At 63.7% G+C, this 17959-nt stretch carries 14 protein-coding genes; 11 read left to right on the top strand and 3 right to left on the bottom strand.

What is annotated here, in order from left to right:
• Nucleotides 1-30: 30 nt before the first annotated feature.
• Nucleotides 31-480 (bottom strand): ribonuclease HI, encoded by a 450-nt coding sequence (rnhA, locus tag VSR72_RS08445; protein WP_342951927.1) that lies wholly within the window; start codon nucleotides 478-480, stop codon nucleotides 31-33.
• Nucleotides 477-1370, bottom strand: a complete 894-nt coding sequence (locus VSR72_RS08440; protein ID WP_342951926.1) for a class I SAM-dependent methyltransferase — start codon at nucleotides 1368-1370, stop codon at nucleotides 477-479. The genes rnhA and VSR72_RS08440 overlap by 4 nt, the downstream gene beginning before the upstream one ends.
• A gap of 20 nt (nucleotides 1371-1390) precedes the next feature.
• Here VSR72_RS08440 and gloB point away from each other — a divergent pair, with 20 nt between their 5' ends.
• The 6 genes from gloB to VSR72_RS08410 all read left to right on the top strand — a co-directional run bounded on the left by gloB (nucleotide 1391) and on the right by VSR72_RS08410 (nucleotide 10380).
• A complete protein-coding gene (gene gloB / locus VSR72_RS08435) occupies nucleotides 1391-2227 on the top strand; it encodes a hydroxyacylglutathione hydrolase (protein WP_342951925.1) in 837 nt (278 codons plus the stop codon).
• A 154-nt stretch (nucleotides 2228-2381) separates the two neighbouring features.
• The gene (locus VSR72_RS08430) at nucleotides 2382-4025 is read left to right on the top strand and encodes a transglycosylase SLT domain-containing protein (RefSeq protein ID WP_342951924.1); all 1644 of its coding nucleotides are present in this window, start codon (nucleotides 2382-2384) and stop codon (nucleotides 4023-4025) included.
• A gap of 587 nt (nucleotides 4026-4612) precedes the next feature.
• Nucleotides 4613-5749, top strand: coding sequence for a glutamine-hydrolyzing carbamoyl-phosphate synthase small subunit (gene carA, locus VSR72_RS08425; RefSeq protein ID WP_342951923.1), 1137 nt, complete (start codon nucleotides 4613-4615; stop codon nucleotides 5747-5749).
• A gap of 131 nt (nucleotides 5750-5880) precedes the next feature.
• A complete protein-coding gene (gene carB / locus VSR72_RS08420; protein ID WP_342951922.1) occupies nucleotides 5881-9135 on the top strand; it encodes a carbamoyl-phosphate synthase large subunit in 3255 nt (1084 codons plus the stop codon).
• 219 nt (nucleotides 9136-9354) lie between these two features.
• Nucleotides 9355-9831 carry a transcription elongation factor GreA gene (gene greA / locus VSR72_RS08415; RefSeq protein ID WP_342951921.1) on the top strand — a complete coding sequence of 159 codons (477 nt, stop codon included), beginning with the start codon at nucleotides 9355-9357 and terminating at the stop codon, nucleotides 9829-9831.
• 87 nt (nucleotides 9832-9918) lie between these two features.
• Entirely contained in the window at nucleotides 9919-10380 is a 462-nt protein-coding gene (locus tag VSR72_RS08410; protein ID WP_342952046.1) for a DUF4149 domain-containing protein, read from the top strand.
• Between the two features lie 58 nt (nucleotides 10381-10438).
• On the opposite strand, the gene VSR72_RS08405 is transcribed toward VSR72_RS08410, so the two are convergent.
• Nucleotides 10439-10984, bottom strand: a complete 546-nt coding sequence (locus VSR72_RS08405) for a YhbY family RNA-binding protein (protein ID WP_342951920.1) — start codon at nucleotides 10982-10984, stop codon at nucleotides 10439-10441.
• 273 nt (nucleotides 10985-11257) lie between these two features.
• Here VSR72_RS08405 and VSR72_RS08400 point away from each other — a divergent pair, with 273 nt between their 5' ends.
• From VSR72_RS08400 to pstS, 5 genes are all read left to right on the top strand, one after another.
• Nucleotides 11258-11920: an RlmE family RNA methyltransferase gene (locus tag VSR72_RS08400; RefSeq protein WP_342951919.1), complete on the top strand. Its 663-nt coding sequence runs from the start codon at nucleotides 11258-11260 to the stop codon at nucleotides 11918-11920.
• A 192-nt stretch (nucleotides 11921-12112) separates the two neighbouring features.
• Nucleotides 12113-13999: an ATP-dependent zinc metalloprotease FtsH gene (gene ftsH / locus VSR72_RS08395; protein ID WP_342951918.1), complete on the top strand. Its 1887-nt coding sequence runs from the start codon at nucleotides 12113-12115 to the stop codon at nucleotides 13997-13999.
• 197 nt (nucleotides 14000-14196) lie between these two features.
• Nucleotides 14197-15024 carry a dihydropteroate synthase gene (gene folP, locus VSR72_RS08390; protein WP_342952045.1) on the top strand — a complete coding sequence of 276 codons (828 nt, stop codon included), beginning with the start codon at nucleotides 14197-14199 and terminating at the stop codon, nucleotides 15022-15024.
• A 101-nt stretch (nucleotides 15025-15125) separates the two neighbouring features.
• Entirely contained in the window at nucleotides 15126-16478 is a 1353-nt protein-coding gene (gene glmM, locus VSR72_RS08385; protein WP_342951917.1) for a phosphoglucosamine mutase, read from the top strand.
• 384 nt (nucleotides 16479-16862) lie between these two features.
• Nucleotides 16863-17894 carry a phosphate ABC transporter substrate-binding protein PstS gene (gene pstS, locus VSR72_RS08380; protein ID WP_342951916.1) on the top strand — a complete coding sequence of 344 codons (1032 nt, stop codon included), beginning with the start codon at nucleotides 16863-16865 and terminating at the stop codon, nucleotides 17892-17894.
• The last annotated feature ends 65 nt before the right edge of the window (nucleotides 17895-17959 follow it).

The following is a 17959-nucleotide window of genomic DNA, read 5'->3' as shown; positions in this document are numbered from 1 at the left end:
GCAACCGCCTGATGCGGTTGCAGTAAGCGGTCAGAGTTCGGCGAGCGTGGCGACGCCGCGGTTCGCAAGCGCGTCGGCGCGCTCGTTCTCCGGGTGGCCGGCGTGACCCTTCACCCAGCGCCACTCGATCTCGTGCTGGCCGACGAGCGAGTCCAGACGCTTCCAGAGGTCGTCGTTCTTGACCGGCGTCTTGGCCGCAGTCATCCAGTTCTTTTTCTTCCAGCCGTGAATCCACTCGCTGATGCCTTTTTGCACGTATTGCGAGTCGGTATGCACGATCACCTTGCACGGGCGCTTGAGCGCTTCGAGCGCCGCGATCACGCCCATCAGCTCCATGCGGTTGTTGGTCGTGCCTTGCTCTCCGCCGAACAGTTCCTTTTCCTGCGCGCCAAAGCGCAGCAGCGCGCCCCAGCCGCCGGGGCCGGGGTTGCCCTTGCAGGCGCCGTCCGTGAAGATTTCGACGAAGTCGGGTGTGCTCATGTGTCCTTGTTGCGTGTTGGGGAAGGGGTGGTGGCCGCAGGCTTCAGGCTCGCGGCCAGCACCGGCTTCTTGACCTTCAGTGGCCCGACGAGGCGCATGCCGCGCACGCGCTTGATCGCCGTCACCATATAGATAGCGCCGAAAATCGCCCACCAGCGGTCGCCCGCGGCTTCCATGAAGCCGTAGCGGCCGAGCCACTGGTCGGTAGCAAGCGGCGGACGATAGCAGCCGAAGCGCCCGCGTTCAAGCTCGAAGCCGAGCAGCTTGATCCAGTCTTTGAGGCGCGTGAACGCGATCAGGTCCTGGCGCGCGGGCAGGAACGGATGGCCTGTCAGCTTGCCGACCGACTGGCGCGCGCCCCACAGCGAAAGCGAGTTGAAACCGACGATCAGCAGTTGCCCTTCGGGCATCAGCACGCGCTCGGCTTCGCGCAGGAGGCGGTGCGGGTCGCTCGTGAACTCGAGCGTGTGCGGCATTACGATGAGGTCGACGCTCTGCGCCTCGAACGGCAGGTCGAGAAAGTCGCACCACACGGTGCTGCGGCCCGCGGGCGCGTGAAGCAGCGAACTCCCGCCCTCAGCTGGGCTGCGGTTTTGCGCTGCGCCGCCCGCGCCGGGCATCGTTTGGCCGCCGTCAGAGTGGGCATGGGCCGACGCACCGGGTACGGAGTAGGGCGAGCTTGCGGCGCTGGCGGCGTCGAGCACGAGGCCGCGGCACGACATGCGGTTCTCGCGCAGGGCGTCGAGCTGCGGCAGGCCGAGCTGCAGCGCATGGTAGCCGAATATGTTCGACACCACGCGGTCGAGCTGCTCCTGTTCCCAACCGAGCACATACCTGCCAGCGGGCGAGGTGGTCCAGGCGGGCCAGTCTATAATCAATCGATCAGACATGTCGAAGAATACGTCGCCCCATGAAGAGTCCGCTTGAGTACGCGCGTCCGAGCGATGCGTGCGCCTACGAGTACGTGCCGGTTCCGGCTTTTGATGACAATTACATCTGGGTCGTTTCGGACGGCCGGAATGCCGTTGCCGTCGATCCGGGCGACGCCGCTCCGGTTCGCGCATACCTCGCGAAGCGCGGCTGGCGGCTCGTCGCTATTTTACTCACCCATCACCACAACGACCACGTCGGCGGTGTGGCCGACCTGCTCGCCGACGCTCGCGTGCCCGTATATGGCCCGGCCGGCGAGGCGCTCGGTCCGCTCGACCCGTTCGTCACCCGGGTGAAGGGCGGCGACGCCGTGCATCTGGAAACCCCCGCACTCGACCTCACGGTGATCGATGTGCCGGGCCACACGCGCGGCCACATCGCTTACTTCCAGGCGGCGGATGCAAGCGGCACGCCGCACGTGTTCTGCGGCGACACGCTGTTCGCCTGCGGCTGCGGGCGCCTGTTCGAGGGCACGCCCGCGCAGATGCTCGACTCGCTCGACGCGCTCGCGGCGCTGCCCGGCAATACCCATGTGCACTGCGCACACGAATACACGTTGTCGAACATTCGCTTCGCGCTTGCCTGCGATCCCGAGAACGCCGATCTGCGCGACTGGAGCCGCGAGGCGGCGGCGCTGCGCGAGCGCGGCGTGCCGACGCTGCCAACGACGATCGCGCACGAGCGCGCCGTCAATCCTTTCCTGCGCGCGGGTGATGCGGCGGTGCAAACCGCGCTCACCGAGGCGTTGCACGAATCGGTGCCGGACCGGCTTGCGGCATTCGCAATGATGCGTGAATGGAAGAATCGGTTCCGCTGACCCACCCAGGTCAGGGGGCATGCTCAACCCAATCGTATGGAATCACGCCCAAGCTGCGGATTTCATGGCTTTTTTTCCATTAATTCCGATTGACGGAAACGGACGCGTTCCGTACTATCGGCTGCAAATTCCAGCCATGCGGATGTAGATTTTCATGCGATTCATAATCAGTGCGCTGCTGGTCCTCATGCTCGCCGCCTGTGCGAGCGGGGGACCGTCTGCGAGCTCTCTAGCACCAGCCAACGCCCAGGCCAACGCCGACCTCATTCGTAAGACCTCCGCTGCGAAGGAAACCATTAACGTCGATCAAGGCTCCGTCGATCAGTTGACGAGCCCCGACGCCGACCTCTGGGGGCGCATTCGCCGCGGCTTCCAGATGCCCGACCTGCAAAGCGACCTCGTCGACATGAACGCCAACTGGTACGCCCAGCGGCCGGACTACGTCGCGCGCATGACCGAGCGCTCGCAGAAGTACCTCTACCACATCGTCGAAGAGCTCGAGGCGCGTCACATGCCCACCGAGCTCGCGCTGCTGCCGTTCATCGAATCCGCCTATAACCCGCAGGCGCTGTCGGTCGCGAAGGCCGCTGGCATGTGGCAGTTTGTGCCGGGCACGGGGCGCACCTATAACCTCAAGCAGAACATGTGGCAGGACGAGCGCCGCGACGTGCTGGCCTCGACCAGCGCCGCGCTCGACTACCTCTCGCGCTTGCACGACATGTTCGGCGACTGGTATCTCGCGCTTGCTGCGTACAACTGGGGCGAGGGCAACGTGCAGCGCGCCATCGCGCGCAACGAGGCGGCGGGCTTGCCGACCGACTATCAAAGCCTGCGCATGCCCAGCGAAACGCGTAACTACGTGCCGAAGCTGCAGGCGGTCAAGAACATCGTGATGAACCCGCAGCAGTATGGGCTCACGCTCCCGTCCATTCCGAACCACCCGTATTTCGTCACGGTCACGACTTCGCACGACATCGACGTCGACGTCGCCGCCAAGCTCGCGAACATGACGACCGACGAGTTCCGCTCGCTCAACCCGTCGTTCAAGAAGCCCGTGATTCTCGGCGCGACCGACCCGCAGATCCTGCTGCCGTTCGACAACGCGAGCGCGTTCGAGCGCAACCTGAAGGCTTATTCCGGCCAGCTTTCGTCCTGGACCGTCTACACGACCGACTCGCGCACCACGCCGGCCGCGATCGCACAAAAGATCGGTGTGGACGCCGACACGCTGATGTCGGTGAACAAGATTCCGGCGGGCATGCGCCTGAAGGCGGGCTCGACGCTCGTGGTGCCGCGCACCGACGACGGCGACGACGAGGACATCAGCGCCGATGTGGCGGAAAGCGCTGTGCTGGCCATGGAGCCGGACGTGCCCGACACGCGCAAGATGCTGATCCGCGTGCGCCGCAAGCAGTCGATGGAAGCGGTGGCGAGCCGCTATGGCGTGTCGCTCGGCCAGTTGAAGGCATGGAACAAGACCCATCGCGACTACGTCGCGCCGGGCCAGGTGCTGGTGCTGCACGTGCCGGTCAACAAGGCAATGCCGAGCGAACCGGGGCCGGAGCGTCTGGCAACGAACGCTTCTGGTGGTGGCGTGCAGCGAATTGGCACCCGCGTTGCAGACACCGGGTCGAAGTCGCGATACGATAAGAAGCACGGTCGCGCGCGCACCGAAGTTGTCAAGGTTTCCGAACCTGTCAAGGCCAAGACGGTTAGCGCTGCGCCCAGCAAGGCGTCGAAGGGTGCGGCGAGCCGCCCGAAGGCCGAAACCCACGCGCAGAAGCACCAGACAAAATAGCGGCTGGCGAAGGGTGCTCAAACATGCGTTGCGGGGGCAGCGCATGGTATTTCGCTCCGATCACTTTTCCGTTTTTGTTGTGTTTGACGCCGTCACCCCGCCAGGTGGCGGCGTTTTCATTGGTGGGTGCCAACAATCATGGGCGCGATCACGAGCCGCGCCGAGCGGGCGGCGCTTGCCCCCGCGCCCCCGCCCGCTATAGTGGAAAGGGCCGCGCACCGGGCTGCGAGCACGCTCCCCGTCGCCAGCGTCATCCTGAAATTTGAAGGAAAGGTGACTTTCGCGCTATAATTTCAAGGTTTGAGCTTATCAACCCGCACCCTAGCGCCTACCTCCTCCCATCCGTTCATCCGCCGCCCGCGCTTCATCGTCAACTGGCCGGCTGCCGCCCGATCCTGCGTCACAAACGCGCGCTCGTGGCACGGCGCCACAACAGCCAACCGCACGAAGAGGTCGCGCAGCGAGCGAGCTGCGCGCGCATCCTGATCTTCACAGAAAAGGGTGCCGACGCCGCAGCCGCTCTCAGGTCGCAAGATCGCAACGTCGGATAACAGGTCGGCACAGGGTGCTCCCCCAAGGAGTCTCCCGTGTTGCCGTCATTCTCTCCCGCTCTGCTCGCGCTCGCCGACGGCACGGTCTTTCGTGGTTACTCGATCGGCGCGCCGGGTCATACGATCGGTGAAGTCGTGTTCAACACGGCCATCACCGGTTATCAGGAAATCCTGACCGACCCGAGCTACGCTCGCCAGATCGTTACCCTCACGTATCCGCATATCGGCAACGTCGGCGTCAACGCCGAAGACGTCGAAGCCACGAAAGTCCATGCCGCCGGTCTGATCATCCGCGACCTGCCTGTGCTCGCCTCGAACTTCCGCATGGAGCGCACGCTTGGCCAGTATCTGAAGGACGAAGGCGTGGTCGCCATCGCCGGCATCGATACGCGCAAGCTCACCCGTATCCTGCGCGACAAGGGCGCCCAAAACGGCGCGATCCTCGCCGGTTCCGACGACGAAGCCCGTGCCATCGAACTCGCGCGCTCGTTCCCGGGCCTTGCGGGCATGGACCTCGCGAAGGTCGTCTCGACCACAAAGCCGTACACGTGGAACACCACGGAATGGCGTCTGGGCGAAGGCTACCGCACGCAGTCGGCGCCGAAGTACAAGGTCGTGGCGTTCGACTACGGCGTGAAGCAGAACATCCTGCGCATGCTGGCCGAGCGCGGCTGCGACGTGACCGTGCTGCCGGCGCAAGCCACGGCTGAAGACGCGCTCGCGCTGAACCCGGACGGCGTGTTCCTCTCGAACGGCCCCGGCGATCCGGAACCGTGCGACTACGCGATCAAGGCGACGCAAGCGTTCATCGAGCGAGGCATCCCGACGTTCGGCATCTGCCTCGGCCACCAGATCATGGGCCTTGCAGTGGGCGCCAAGACCCTGAAGATGAAGACGGGCCACCACGGCGCGAACCATCCGGTGAAGGATCTCGCAGATGGCCGTGTCGTCATCACGTCGCAGAACCACGGCTTCGCGGTGGACGCCGCCACGCTGCCCGCGAACGCGCGCGTCACGCACGTGTCGCTGTTCGACGGCACGCTGCAAGGCTTCGAACTGACCGACAAGCCCGCGTTCTGCTTCCAAGGCCACCCGGAAGCGTCGCCCGGTCCGCAGGACATCGGCTATCTGTTCGATCGCTTCACCGCGCTGATGGACAAGGCGAAGGCGTAAGCGCCGACCGAAGGAAAGAGCAGAGCAGGGTGCGCAGCGAGCCGGTTTAAAAAACGGCCCACGCGCGCACCCGGGCGGCAAGAGGTAAGCCGCCAGACGTAAAAGACACAGGAATATTTAGCGAGAGCGTTATGCCCAAGCGGACAGACATCAAGAGCATTCTCATCATCGGCGCAGGTCCGATCATCATCGGCCAGGCGTGCGAGTTCGACTATTCGGGCGCGCAGGCATGCAAGGCGCTGCGTGAAGAAGGCTACAAGGTCATCCTCGTCAACAGCAATCCGGCGACGATCATGACCGACCCGAACACGGCCGACGTCACCTACATCGAGCCGATCACGTGGGAAGTGGTGGAACGCATCATCGAGAAGGAGCGCCCCGACGCGATCCTGCCGACGATGGGCGGCCAGACCGCGCTGAACTGCGCGCTCGACCTGCACCACCACGGCGTGCTCAAGAAGTACAACGTCGAGCTGATCGGCGCATCGCCGGAAGCCATCGACAAGGCCGAAGACCGCCAGAAGTTCAAGGACGCGATGACCAAGATCGGTCTCGGTTCGGCGAAGTCGGGCGTCGCGCACTCGATGGAAGAGGCGCTCAAGGTGCAAGGCGAAATCGCCGAGCAGACCGGCACGGGCGGCTACCCGGTCGTGATCCGTCCGTCGTTCACGCTCGGCGGTTCGGGCGGCGGCATTGCGTACAACCGCGAAGAATTCGAAGAAATCTGCAAGCGCGGTCTCGATCTGTCGCCCACGCGCGAACTGCTGATCGAAGAGTCGCTGCTCGGCTGGAAGGAATACGAGATGGAAGTGGTCCGCGACAAGGCGGATAACTGCATCATCGTTTGCTCGATCGAAAACCTGGATCCGATGGGCATCCACACCGGCGACTCGATCACGGTCGCGCCGGCGCAAACGCTCACGGACAAGGAATACCAGATCCTGCGCGACGCCTCGCTGGCAGTCCTGCGCGAAATCGGCGTGGACACGGGCGGTTCGAACGTCCAGTTCTCGATCGATCCGCGTACGGGCCGCATGATCGTGATCGAAATGAACCCGCGCGTGTCGCGTTCTTCGGCGCTGGCCTCGAAGGCCACGGGTTTCCCGATCGCCAAGGTCGCGGCGAAGCTGGCTGTCGGCTACACGCTCGACGAGCTCAAGAACGAAATCACGGGCGGTCAGACGCCGGCATCGTTCGAGCCGACCATCGACTACGTCGTCACGAAGATTCCGCGTTTCGCGTTCGAGAAGTTCCGCGAAGCCGACCCGCGCCTCACCACGCAGATGAAGTCGGTCGGCGAAGTGATGGCGATTGGCCGCACCTTCCAGGAGTCGTTCCAGAAGGCGCTGCGCGGTCTTGAAGTCGGCGTCGACGGTCTGGACGAAAAGACCACGAGCCGCGACGAGATCATCCGCGAGATCGGCGAAGCCGGTCCGGACCGCATCTGGTTCGTGGGTGATGCGTTCCGCGTGGGCATGACGCGCGAAGAGATCTTCGAAGAAACCGCGATCGACCCGTGGTTCCTCGCGCAGATCGAAGAGATCATCAAGAAGGAAGCTGCTGTAAAGGGCCGCACGCTCGAAAGCCTCTCGAAGGACGAGCTGCGTTACCTCAAGCAAAGCGGTTTTTCGGATCGCCGTCTCGCGAAGCTGCTCGGCTCGAACGCAACCGACGTGCGCAAGCGCCGTATCGAGCTGAACGTGCGCCCGGTCTACAAGCGTGTGGACACCTGCGCGGCCGAGTTCGCGACCAAGACCGCCTACATGTACTCGACCTATGAGGACGAGTGCGAGGCCAACCCGACGAACAACAGAAAGATCATGGTGCTGGGCGGCGGCCCGAACCGGATCGGTCAGGGTATCGAGTTCGACTACTGCTGCGTTCACGCCGCGCTCGCCATGCGCGAAGACGGCTACGAAACGATCATGGTCAACTGCAACCCGGAAACGGTTTCGACCGACTACGACACGTCCGATCGTCTGTATTTCGAGTCGCTCACGCTCGAAGACGTGCTTGAAATCGTGGACCTGGAAAAGCCGGTTGGCGTGATCGTGCAGTACGGCGGCCAGACGCCGCTGAAGCTCGCGCTCGATCTCGAGGCGAACGGCGTGCCCATCGTCGGCACCTCGCCGGACATGATCGACGCCGCAGAAGACCGCGAGCGTTTCCAGAAGCTGCTGCAGGACCTCGGTCTGCGCCAGCCGCCGAACCGCACCGCACGCGCCGAAGACGAAGCGCTCAAGCTCGCCGACGAAATCGGCTACCCGCTCGTCGTGCGCCCGTCCTACGTGCTGGGCGGCCGCGCCATGGAAATCGTCCACGAGCCGCGCGACCTCGAGCGCTACATGCGCGAGGCCGTGAAGGTGTCGAACGATTCGCCGGTGCTGCTCGACCGCTTCCTGAACGACGCGATCGAATGCGACGTCGACTGTATCTCCGATGGCACGGACGTGTTCATCGGCGGCGTGATGGAGCACATCGAGCAGGCGGGCGTGCACTCGGGTGACTCGGCTTGCTCGCTGCCGCCGTACTCGCTCTCGCAGGAAACGGTTGCCGAACTCAAGCGTCAAACGGCCGCGATGGCCAAGGCGCTGAACGTGGTCGGCCTGATGAACGTGCAGTTCGCGATCCAGCAAGTGCCGCAGGATGACGGTTCGAAGAAGGACATCATTTACGTGCTGGAAGTGAACCCGCGCGCTTCGCGTACGGTGCCGTACGTTTCGAAGGCAACCAGCCTGCCGCTCGCGAAGATCGCGGCGCGTGCGATGGTCGGCCAGAAGCTGGCGCAGCAGGGCGTGACGAAGGAAGTCGTGCCGCCGTACTTCAGTGTAAAGGAAGCGGTGTTCCCGTTCATCAAGTTCCCGACCGTCGATCCGGTGCTTGGGCCCGAAATGCGTTCCACGGGCGAAGTGATGGGCGTGGGCAAGACGTTCGGCGAAGCGCTCTTCAAGTCGCAGCTCGCAGCGGGCTCGCGCCTGCCGGAGTCGGGCACCGTCTTCATCACCGTGATGGACGCCGACAAGCCGAAGGCTGTGGAAGTCGCGCGCATGCTGCACGAACTCGGCTACCCGATCGTCGCCACGCGCGGCACGGCTGCCGCGATCGAAGCGGCCGGCGTGCCGGTGAAGGTCGTGAACAAGGTGAAGGACGGTCGTCCGCACATCGTCGACATGATCAAGAACGGCGAGATTTCGCTCGTCTTCACGACGGTGGACGAAACCCGCTCGGCGATCGCCGATTCGCGTTCGATCCGCATGAGCGCGCAGGCCAATAAGGTCACGTACTACACGACGATGTCGGGCGCACGTGCGGCCGTCGAGGGCCTGCGCTACCTGAAGAACCTGGAAGTCTATGATTTACAAGGCCTCCATGCTCGCCTAAACTAAGGCTTCAATTGTCTGTCTAACGTTCAACGAGGCAGGCTAAAAAAGCTGAATGTGCCGCGGTTAAGCGGCGTCCCAACAGGGTTTTCAGGCTGCGCCAGACCGCGCGGCCGCCTTGGCGGGATGCACTTAACCGCGGAATTTTTTTTATGGCCGCAACGAGCGCGAGAAGCGCGCGTGGCGCGGCCTTCTTTAGGCCCTCGTGGGCCGTACGAGTTGTTTATGAGCACGATTCCCTTGACCAAGCGCGGCGCAGACCAACTTCGCGGTGAGCTGCAGCGCCTGAAATCCGTCGAGCGTCCGGCGGTCATCAATTCGATCGCGGAAGCGCGCGCGCAAGGCGATCTGTCGGAAAACGCGGAATACGACGCCGCAAAGGAAAAGCAGGGCTTCATCGAAGGCCGCATCGCCGAGATCGAGTCGAAGCTGGCGGCCGCGCAGATCATCGACCCGGCCACGCTCGAAGCGGACGGCCGCGTGGTGTTCGGCTCGACCGTGGAGCTCGAAGACCTCGATTCGGGCAAGACGGTGACCTACCAGATCGTCGGCGACGACGAAGCCGACCTCGAGCACGGCCTGATCTCGGTCAGCTCGCCCATCGCTCGCGCGCTGATCGGCAAGTCCGAAGGCGATGTCGCCGAAGTGCAGGCCCCGAGCGGCGTGCGCGAGTACGAGGTCATTGAGGTTCGTTACGTCTGAGGGCGCATCGACGTGAGTACTGCTAGCCACGTGGCTTCCGCCACTCCCGTTTCACTCGTTCCGCACCGGTTATTCGGGCTGCTGGCCATGCTGTGGGTCGGTAGTCAGTTGACCATCGGCTACGCGGTCGCGCCGGTATTGTTTGCGTCGCTCGAAAGGGTGGTGGCCGGCGAACTCGCTGCGCAGCTCTTTCGTCTTGAAGGCATCATCGGCGTGGTGTGCGGCGTGCTGCTGCTCGGGCTTTCGAACGTGCTTGCGCGCCGCGGCGCACTGGGCTATCGCCGGCTGCGCTGGATTCTGGCCGCCATGCTGCTGTGCGTGCTGATCGGCTATTTTGCGCTGCAGCCGTTCATGAACGCGTTGCGCGTTCAGGCCATGAGCGCCGGCATGGATGTGGCCAGTTCGCCCTACGCGAGCCGCTTCGGCCTGCTCCACGGCGTGTCGAGCCTGTTCTATCTCGTGCAGAGCCTGCTGGGTGCGTGGCTAGTGTGGCTGTTGCCTTCGGCGCGCGGCACGCTGCCGCAGCGCCTCGAAGCCGCTTCGCACTAAGCAATCATCCTGCCGCCGGAGCAGGCGAAAAAAAAGCGCGGCTCGAAGGCCGCGCTTTTTACTTCGAACCCTGGTGGGCTCGCTTGGAGCTGGTCTGACGCTTCTTGGCGCGCTTGATGTTGCCGCCTTGCGTGACGCGCTCGTTGCCCTTGACCGTCACCTTTTGCGATTTCGGCTTGCGCATGGGGTTGTCGCTGGCCTTGACGACCTTGACGGTGCGCGGAGCCGCGCCGCGCTTGCCCGCTTCGCGCGCGCTCGGTACATCGGCGGACGGGCGCGACACGGTGCCGCGGGCGCCGGCGCGCGCGGTGGTGCTCTTTGCCTTGGCGTCCTCGGGCTTGTAGATGACGAGCAGCTTGCCGATGTGCTGGATCGGGGCGGCGCTCAGGCGGTCGCAGATCTCTTCGTAGATCGCGAGGCGCTCTTCGCGCTCGTCACCGAACACGCGCACCTTGATGAGCTGGTGTGCGGAAAGGTGAACCTTGATTTCCTTGAGCACGGCGTCGGTCAGTCCCTCGGCGCCGATGAGCACGACCGGTTTGAGCGCGTGAGCCTGGGAGCGCAGCTCGGAGCGCTGTTCGGCGGAAAGAGTGAGGGCGGGCATGGGATGTGGCAGACTCGACTAAAATGACGGCGCCGCGCGGGTCGACAGGCATGAATTGACAACCTGGGCAGACGTGAATGCGGTCCGCGAATAGCGGGCCGCCAGCGGGCAAAGCGCGTCGGAACAACGGAAAACCGTGGGGAACGGCAGGGCGCGGGCAAAAAACGCCGGCGGAGAAACAAACATCCGGCCAGGCGGGCCGCGACGGCCGCACGAATTAAACGCGTATTATCCGCTAAAAGCGCGGAATCACGCAGCAAGAGTTCATCTTTAATGGCAAAAAATCGCTTCAACCAGTCGTGGCTGCACGACCATATCAACGACCCGTACGTGAAAATGGCGCAGCGGGAGGGCTATCGCGCCCGCGCCGCATACAAGCTCAAGGAAATCGACGAGCAGGACAAGTTGATTCGCCCAGGCATGGTGATCGTGGACCTGGGCGCCGCGCCCGGCAGCTGGAGCCAGTACGCGCGCAACAAGCTCGCGCAGAGCACGAAGCGCGATGACGAGCGGCAAGGCGGTATCGACGGCACGATCATCGCGCTCGACCTCCTGCCCATGGAGCCCATCTCGGACGTGCAGTTCCTGCAGGGTGACTTCCGCGAGGACGAGGTGCTCGGGCAACTGGAAGAATTGGTGGGTGGGCGCCCGGTTGATCTTGTAATTTCGGACATGGCGCCCAATCTCTCCGGGGTCGCGTCGGCAGATGCGGCACGTATCGAACACGTGTGCGATCTCGCGCTGGAGTTCTCGCAAAATCATCTGAAACCCGATGGAGCCCTTTTAGTCAAATGCTTCCACGGCAGCGGTTACAGTCAGATCGTCGAGAAGTTCAAGCAACAGTTCAAGGTCGTCGCAGCGCGAAAACCGAAGGCTTCGCGCGATAAATCGTCCGAAACGTTTATATTGGGCAAACATCTGAAGCGTCCCCGTTAATCGGGGCATGATTGCCGTGCAAAAGGCGCGAACTGGCCGCAAAATGGGTGCAAGAGGCGGACAGGACAAGGCGCTCGGGCTATTCCTGCGGTAGCGAAACGTTATGGCAGGGGTCGGTGTACTGGATTAGAATGCTTTGGTGGTGTCGCAAGGCAAATGTAGGCGCCCATCTATGAGTGAAGGAGTGGTGCTTTGAACAACAACATGTTTTCGAAGGCAGCAGTGTGGCTGGTGATAGCACTGGTGCTGTTTACGGTGTTCAAGCAGTTCGACAAGCCCCGTGTCCAGGAAGGCGTTTCGTACTCGCAGTTCATGGACGACGCGAAGGCCGGCAAGGTCAAGAGCGTCGTGGTGCAGGGGCGGAACCTCACGGTCACTCCGGCTGACGGCCAGAAATACCAGATCGTCTCCCCAGGCGACATCTGGATGGTCGGCGACCTGATGAAATATGGCGTGCAGGTGAGCGGCAAGGCCGACGAAGAGCCGAATGCGCTCGTTTCGGCGTTGTATTACCTTGGACCGACGATACTGATCATCGTGTTCTGGTTCTACATGATGAGGCAGATGCAGGGGGGCGGCAAAGGCGGGGCGTTCTCCTTTGGTAAATCGCGCGCCCGCCTGATCGACGAGAACAACAACGCGGTCAACTTCTCCGACGTCGCGGGCTGCGACGAAGCCAAGGAAGAAGTGTCCGAGCTCGTCGACTTCCTGCGTGATCCGCAAAAATTCCAGAAGCTGGGCGGCCGCATTCCGCGCGGCGTGTTGCTGGTCGGCCCTCCGGGTACCGGTAAGACGCTGCTTGCGCGAGCGATTGCCGGCGAAGCGAAAGTGCCGTTCTTCAGCATCTCGGGTTCGGACTTCGTGGAAATGTTCGTCGGCGTGGGTGCGGCCCGCGTGCGCGACATGTTCGAGCAGGCCAAGAAGCATGCTCCGTGTATCGTGTTCATCGACGAAATCGACGCGGTCGGCCGCCATCGCGGCGCCGGCATGGGCGGCGGTAACGACGAGCGCGAGCAGACGCTGAATCAGATGCTGGTCGAGATGGACGGCTTCGAGGCGAACTCGGGCGTTATCGTGATCGCGGCAACCAACCGTTCGGACGTGCTCGACAAGGCGCTGCTGCGTCCTGGCCGTTTCGACCGCCAGGTGTATGTGGGCCTGCCGGACATCCGTGGCCGCGAACAGATCATGAAGGTGCACCTGCGCAAGGTGCCGATCGCCAACGACGTGGATGCAGCGGTTATCGCACGCGGCACGCCGGGCTTCTCGGGCGCCGACCTCGCAAACCTCGTGAACGAAGCAGCGCTCTTCGCGGCGCGCCGCGGCAAGCGCATCGTCGAAATGCAGGACTTCGAAGACGCGAAGGACAAGATCTTCATGGGTCCGGAGCGCAAGTCGGCGGTCATCCGCGAAGAAGCCAAGCGTGCGACGGCGTACCACGAGTCGGGTCACGCGGTTATCGCGAAGCTGCTGCCGAAGGCCGATCCGGTCCACAAGGTCACGATCATTCCGCGTGGCCGTGCACTGGGCGTGACGTGGCAGTTGCCTGAGCATGACAACGAAACGTATTCGAAGGACTATCTGCTGGATCGTTTGGCCATTCTGTTCGGCGGCCGCGTGGCGGAAGAGCTGTTCATGAACCTGATCAGCACGGGCGCCTCGGACGACTTCAACAAGGCGACGCAAACGGCTCGCGCCATGGTCACGCGCTTCGGCATGACCGACGCGCTCGGACCGATGGTCTACGCCGACGACGACAACGACGGCGGCCCGTTCGGCAAGGGCTTCACGCGTGCGATTTCGGAAGCGACGCAGCAGAAGGTCGACGCGGAAATCCGCCGCGTGCTCGACGAGCAGTACAACCTCGCGAAGCGCCTGCTCGACGAGAACCGCGACAAGGTCGAAGCCATGACCGCGGCACTCATGGAGTGGGAAACGATCGACGCCGACCAGATCAACGACATCATGGCCGGCCGTCCGCCGCGCTCGCCCAAGAGCACGCCGTCGACGGGCGACGCGTCGTCGGGTGGCAGCACGGGCACCGAGGTCAAACCCGGTAGCGCCACTGCACCGGCGTGATCCTTATCGAGTAAAGTTGCGGGCCGGTGTGACGTTCACATCGGCCCGTTTTGCATTTCTGGCGCGCCGCCGGGCCGCCGCATCTCGTTACACATCTGACGTTTCTTGACGTGCCCAATATCACCTCGCAAGGTAGTCTCCCACCTGAGCCGCTCGCCTGCGGCCGTTTCACGCTGACTTTCGAGCGTCCGCTCGTCATGGGCATCCTCAACGCGACACCCGACTCGTTTTCCGACGGCGGTCGCTATATCGCGTTTGGCGACGCCTTACGCCGCGCCGAGCAGATGATGCTCGACGGCGTCGATATCATCGACATTGGCGGTGAATCGACACGGCCGGGCGCGCCGCCCGTGCCGCTCGACGAGGAACTCGAGCGCGTGATTCCGCTCGTGGAAAAGCTCAAGGGGGCGAACCTGCCGCTCTCGATCGACACGTACAAGCCCGAAGTCATGCGCGCGGCGCTCGCGGCCGGCGCCGACATGATCAACGACATTTGGGGTTTCCGGATGCCCGGCGCGATCGAGGCCGTACGCGGCAGCGACTGCGGGCTGTGCGTGATGCACATGCTCGGCGAGCCGCAGACGATGCAGGTGGGCGAGCCCGACTACGTGGACGTCGTGCGCGAGGTGCGGGAGTTTCTCGCCCAGCGTTGCGCCGAACTCGAAGCGGCGGGCGTCGCGAAGGCGCGTATCAGCGTGGATCCGGGCTTTGGCTTCGGCAAGACGGTGGTCGAGCATAATTACGCGCTGCTCGCGCACTTGCCCGAGACGGCGCCCGAGGTAGCCGCAGGCGTCGCGCCGTATCCGATCCTTGCTGGCATGTCGCGCAAATCGATGCTGGGCGCGCTTGTGAACCGGCCCGCTGCAGAACGCGTCGCTGCGAGTGTGGGAGCGGCGGTGTGCGCGGCGGAGCGCGGTGCGGCGATCATTCGCGTGCACGACGTCGCGCCAACCGTGGACGCACTCAAGATCTGGACAGCGATGCGCGACGCGATGCAAGGCGGCGCGCTGGACACACAAGGCTGAACCGTGGCCAGGGAAGAACGCTGACGAGCGCGAAATGCGCCGGAGCGGATCCGGGCGGCCACAATACAGGACAAAGCAGTATCAAACCGAGGGGTAGAAAGATGGGACGTCGTTATTTCGGAACTGATGGGGTGCGTGGCAAGGTCGGCGAGGCGCCGATCACGCCCGATTTCGTACTCCGGCTAGGCTACGCCGCGGGCAAGGTGCTTGCGGGCTCGGCAGCGGCTTCGGGGACGCGCCCGTCCGTGCTGATCGGCAAGGACACGCGCATCTCGGGCTATATGCTCGAAGCCTCGCTGGAAGCGGGGCTTTCGGCGGCCGGCATCGACGTGATGCTGGCGGGCCCGATGACAACGCCCGGCATCGCCTATCTCACACGCGCGCTGCGGCTTGCCGCGGGTGTGGTGATCAGCGCGTCGCACAATCCGTACTACGACAACGGCATCAAGTTCTTCTCCGCCGACGGCAACAAGCTGCCCGACGAAGTGGAGACGCAAATCGAGGAGCAGCTCGAGCAGCCACTCGCCTGCGCGCCGTCGGAACAGCTTGGCCGCGCTCGCCGCCTGCACGACGCTGGCGGCCGCTATATCGAGTTCTGCAAGAGCACGTTCCCGCAGGCGTTCAACTTGCGTGGTCTGAAGCTCGTGATCGACTGCGCCAACGGTGCGGGTTACGACATCGCGCCGCACGTGTTCCACGAACTGGGCGCGGACGTGATTCCGATCGGTGTGTCGCCGAACGGCTTCAACATCAACGACGGCGTGGGCGCGACCGCGCCCGACGCGCTCGTGCGCGCCGTGCGCGCCAATCACGCGGACCTTGGCATTGCGCTCGACGGCGACGCCGACCGTCTCCAGGTGGTGGATGCACAGGGCCGCCTCTACAACGGCGACGAGCTGCTCTATGTGCTCGTGAAGGACCGCATCGCGACCGACGGCAAGGTGGAAGGGGCGGTGGGCACGCTCATGACCAATCTTGCTGTGGAGCAGGCGCTCGAAGGCCTTGGCGTGAAGCTGGTGCGCGCGAACGTGGGCGACCGCTACGTGCTGGAGCAACTGCGCGAGCGCGGCTGGCAGCTCGGCGCGGAAGGCTCGGGCCACATTCTGTCGCTCGACCGTCACACGACCGGCGACGGCATCGTCTCCGCACTGCTCGTGCTGGCGGCGATGAAGCGCAGCGGCAAGACGATCGCGCAACTGCTCGATGGCGTGAAGCTGTTTCCGCAGAAGCTCATCAACGTGCGCATCGCGCAAGGCGCCGACTGGAAGGGCAACGCAGAGATCCAGAAGTCGATTGCTTCGGCCGAGGCGGAATTGAAGGGCAAGGGGCGTGTTCTGATCCGCGCCTCGGGCACGGAGCCGGTGCTGCGTGTGATGGTCGAGGCGCGCGAGGAGCGCGACACGGTGCATTACGCCGAGGCGATTGCCACCGTGGTCAAGCGTTCGATTGCGTGATGGGCGAGCACGACGGTGCGAGCCGCCGTCGTGCTCATCCTTTTTCTCGATTTTTTCGGCGTCGAAGCAGAAACAAGCAAACGTTTAAAACATTCGAATAGCGGTTTGCAAACCACTTTCGAGGGATTCCTCGAATTTTTTTGCATCGGACCCCGGGGCAGCCTCTAAACGCCCGTCTGGTGGCCTTTTCAGCCATCCTCTCCCTTGCCCGCCGTGCCGCAACCGCGCCTCGCGGTCCGCACAAATCACGCCCAAAACGCATAGCCACGCGCCTTTCAGCCGGTAATCGTATTGTCACGTTTGCTTCATGAATCGTCACGGTACTGTCACAGAGACCCCCTAAGCTTCGCGGTGTCGTTCATCCGCTCACACACTGGAGGTCTCATGAAATTGATGCAAACCGCGCTCGCTGGCGTTGCTGGCGCGCTCTTCGCGATCGCAGCGCAGGCTGCTGACATCACCGGCGCGGGCAGCACCTTCGCAGCACCGATCTACACGAAATGGGCGGACGCCTATCAGAAGTCGGGCGGCGGCAAGGTCAACTACCAGGGCATCGGCTCGTCGGGTGGCATCAAGCAGATTCAAGCCAAGACCGTTGACTTCGCGGGCTCGGACGCTCCGCTGAAGGACGAAGATCTGGCCAAGGAAGGCCTGTTCCAGTTCCCGACGGTGGTTGGCGGCGTCGTGCCGGCGATCAACGTGCCGGGCGTCAAGGCTGGCGAACTCACGCTGTCGGGCCCGGTGCTCGGCGACATCTACCTCGGCAAGATCAAGAAGTGGAACGATCCGGCCATCGCCGCGCTGAACCCGAAGGTCAAGCTGCCTGACCTCGACATCGCTGTGGTCCGCCGCGCCGATGGTTCGGGCACCAGCTTCATCTGGACGAACTACCTCTCGAAGGTCAACCCCGACTGGAAGAGCAAGGTCGGCGAAGGCACGACGGTGAACTGGCCGACGGGTACGGGCGGCAAGGGCAACGACGGCGTCGCAGCCTTCGTGCAACGTCTGCCGGGCGCGATCGGCTACGTCGAGTGGGCGTACGCCAAGCAAAATCACATGGTCTACACTGCCATGAAGAATGAGTCGGGCGCCGTTGTTCAGCCGGACACCGAAACGTTCAAGGCAGCGGCCGCTGGCGCGGACTGGAAGAAGTCGTTCTACCAGATCCTCACGAACGAGCCGGGCAAGGACGCATGGCCGGTGGTCGGCGCGACCTTCGTGCTGCTGCACACGGCACAGGACAAGCCGGACCAGGGCAAGGAAACGCTCAAGTTCTTCGACTGGGCGTTCAAGAACGGCACGCCGGCCGCTGACAGCCTCGACTACATCTCGCTGCCGCAGTCGGTTGTGAGCGAAATCAAGTCGCAGTGGAAGGAGAAGGTCAAGGACGCGAGCGGCAAGCCGGTCGCTGAGTAAGCAAGGCGTCAGGCAAGCGTAAAAAAAGGCCGCCGCGTGACGCGCGCGGCCTGTTCGCTTGTGGC

It is taken from the genome of Paraburkholderia sp. JHI869 (assembly GCF_038900775.1).
Classification (GTDB): Bacteria; Pseudomonadota; Gammaproteobacteria; order Burkholderiales; family Burkholderiaceae; genus Paraburkholderia.
The sequence above is the reverse complement of the archived record's forward strand: the minus strand, read 5'-3'. Positions and strand labels throughout refer to the sequence as shown.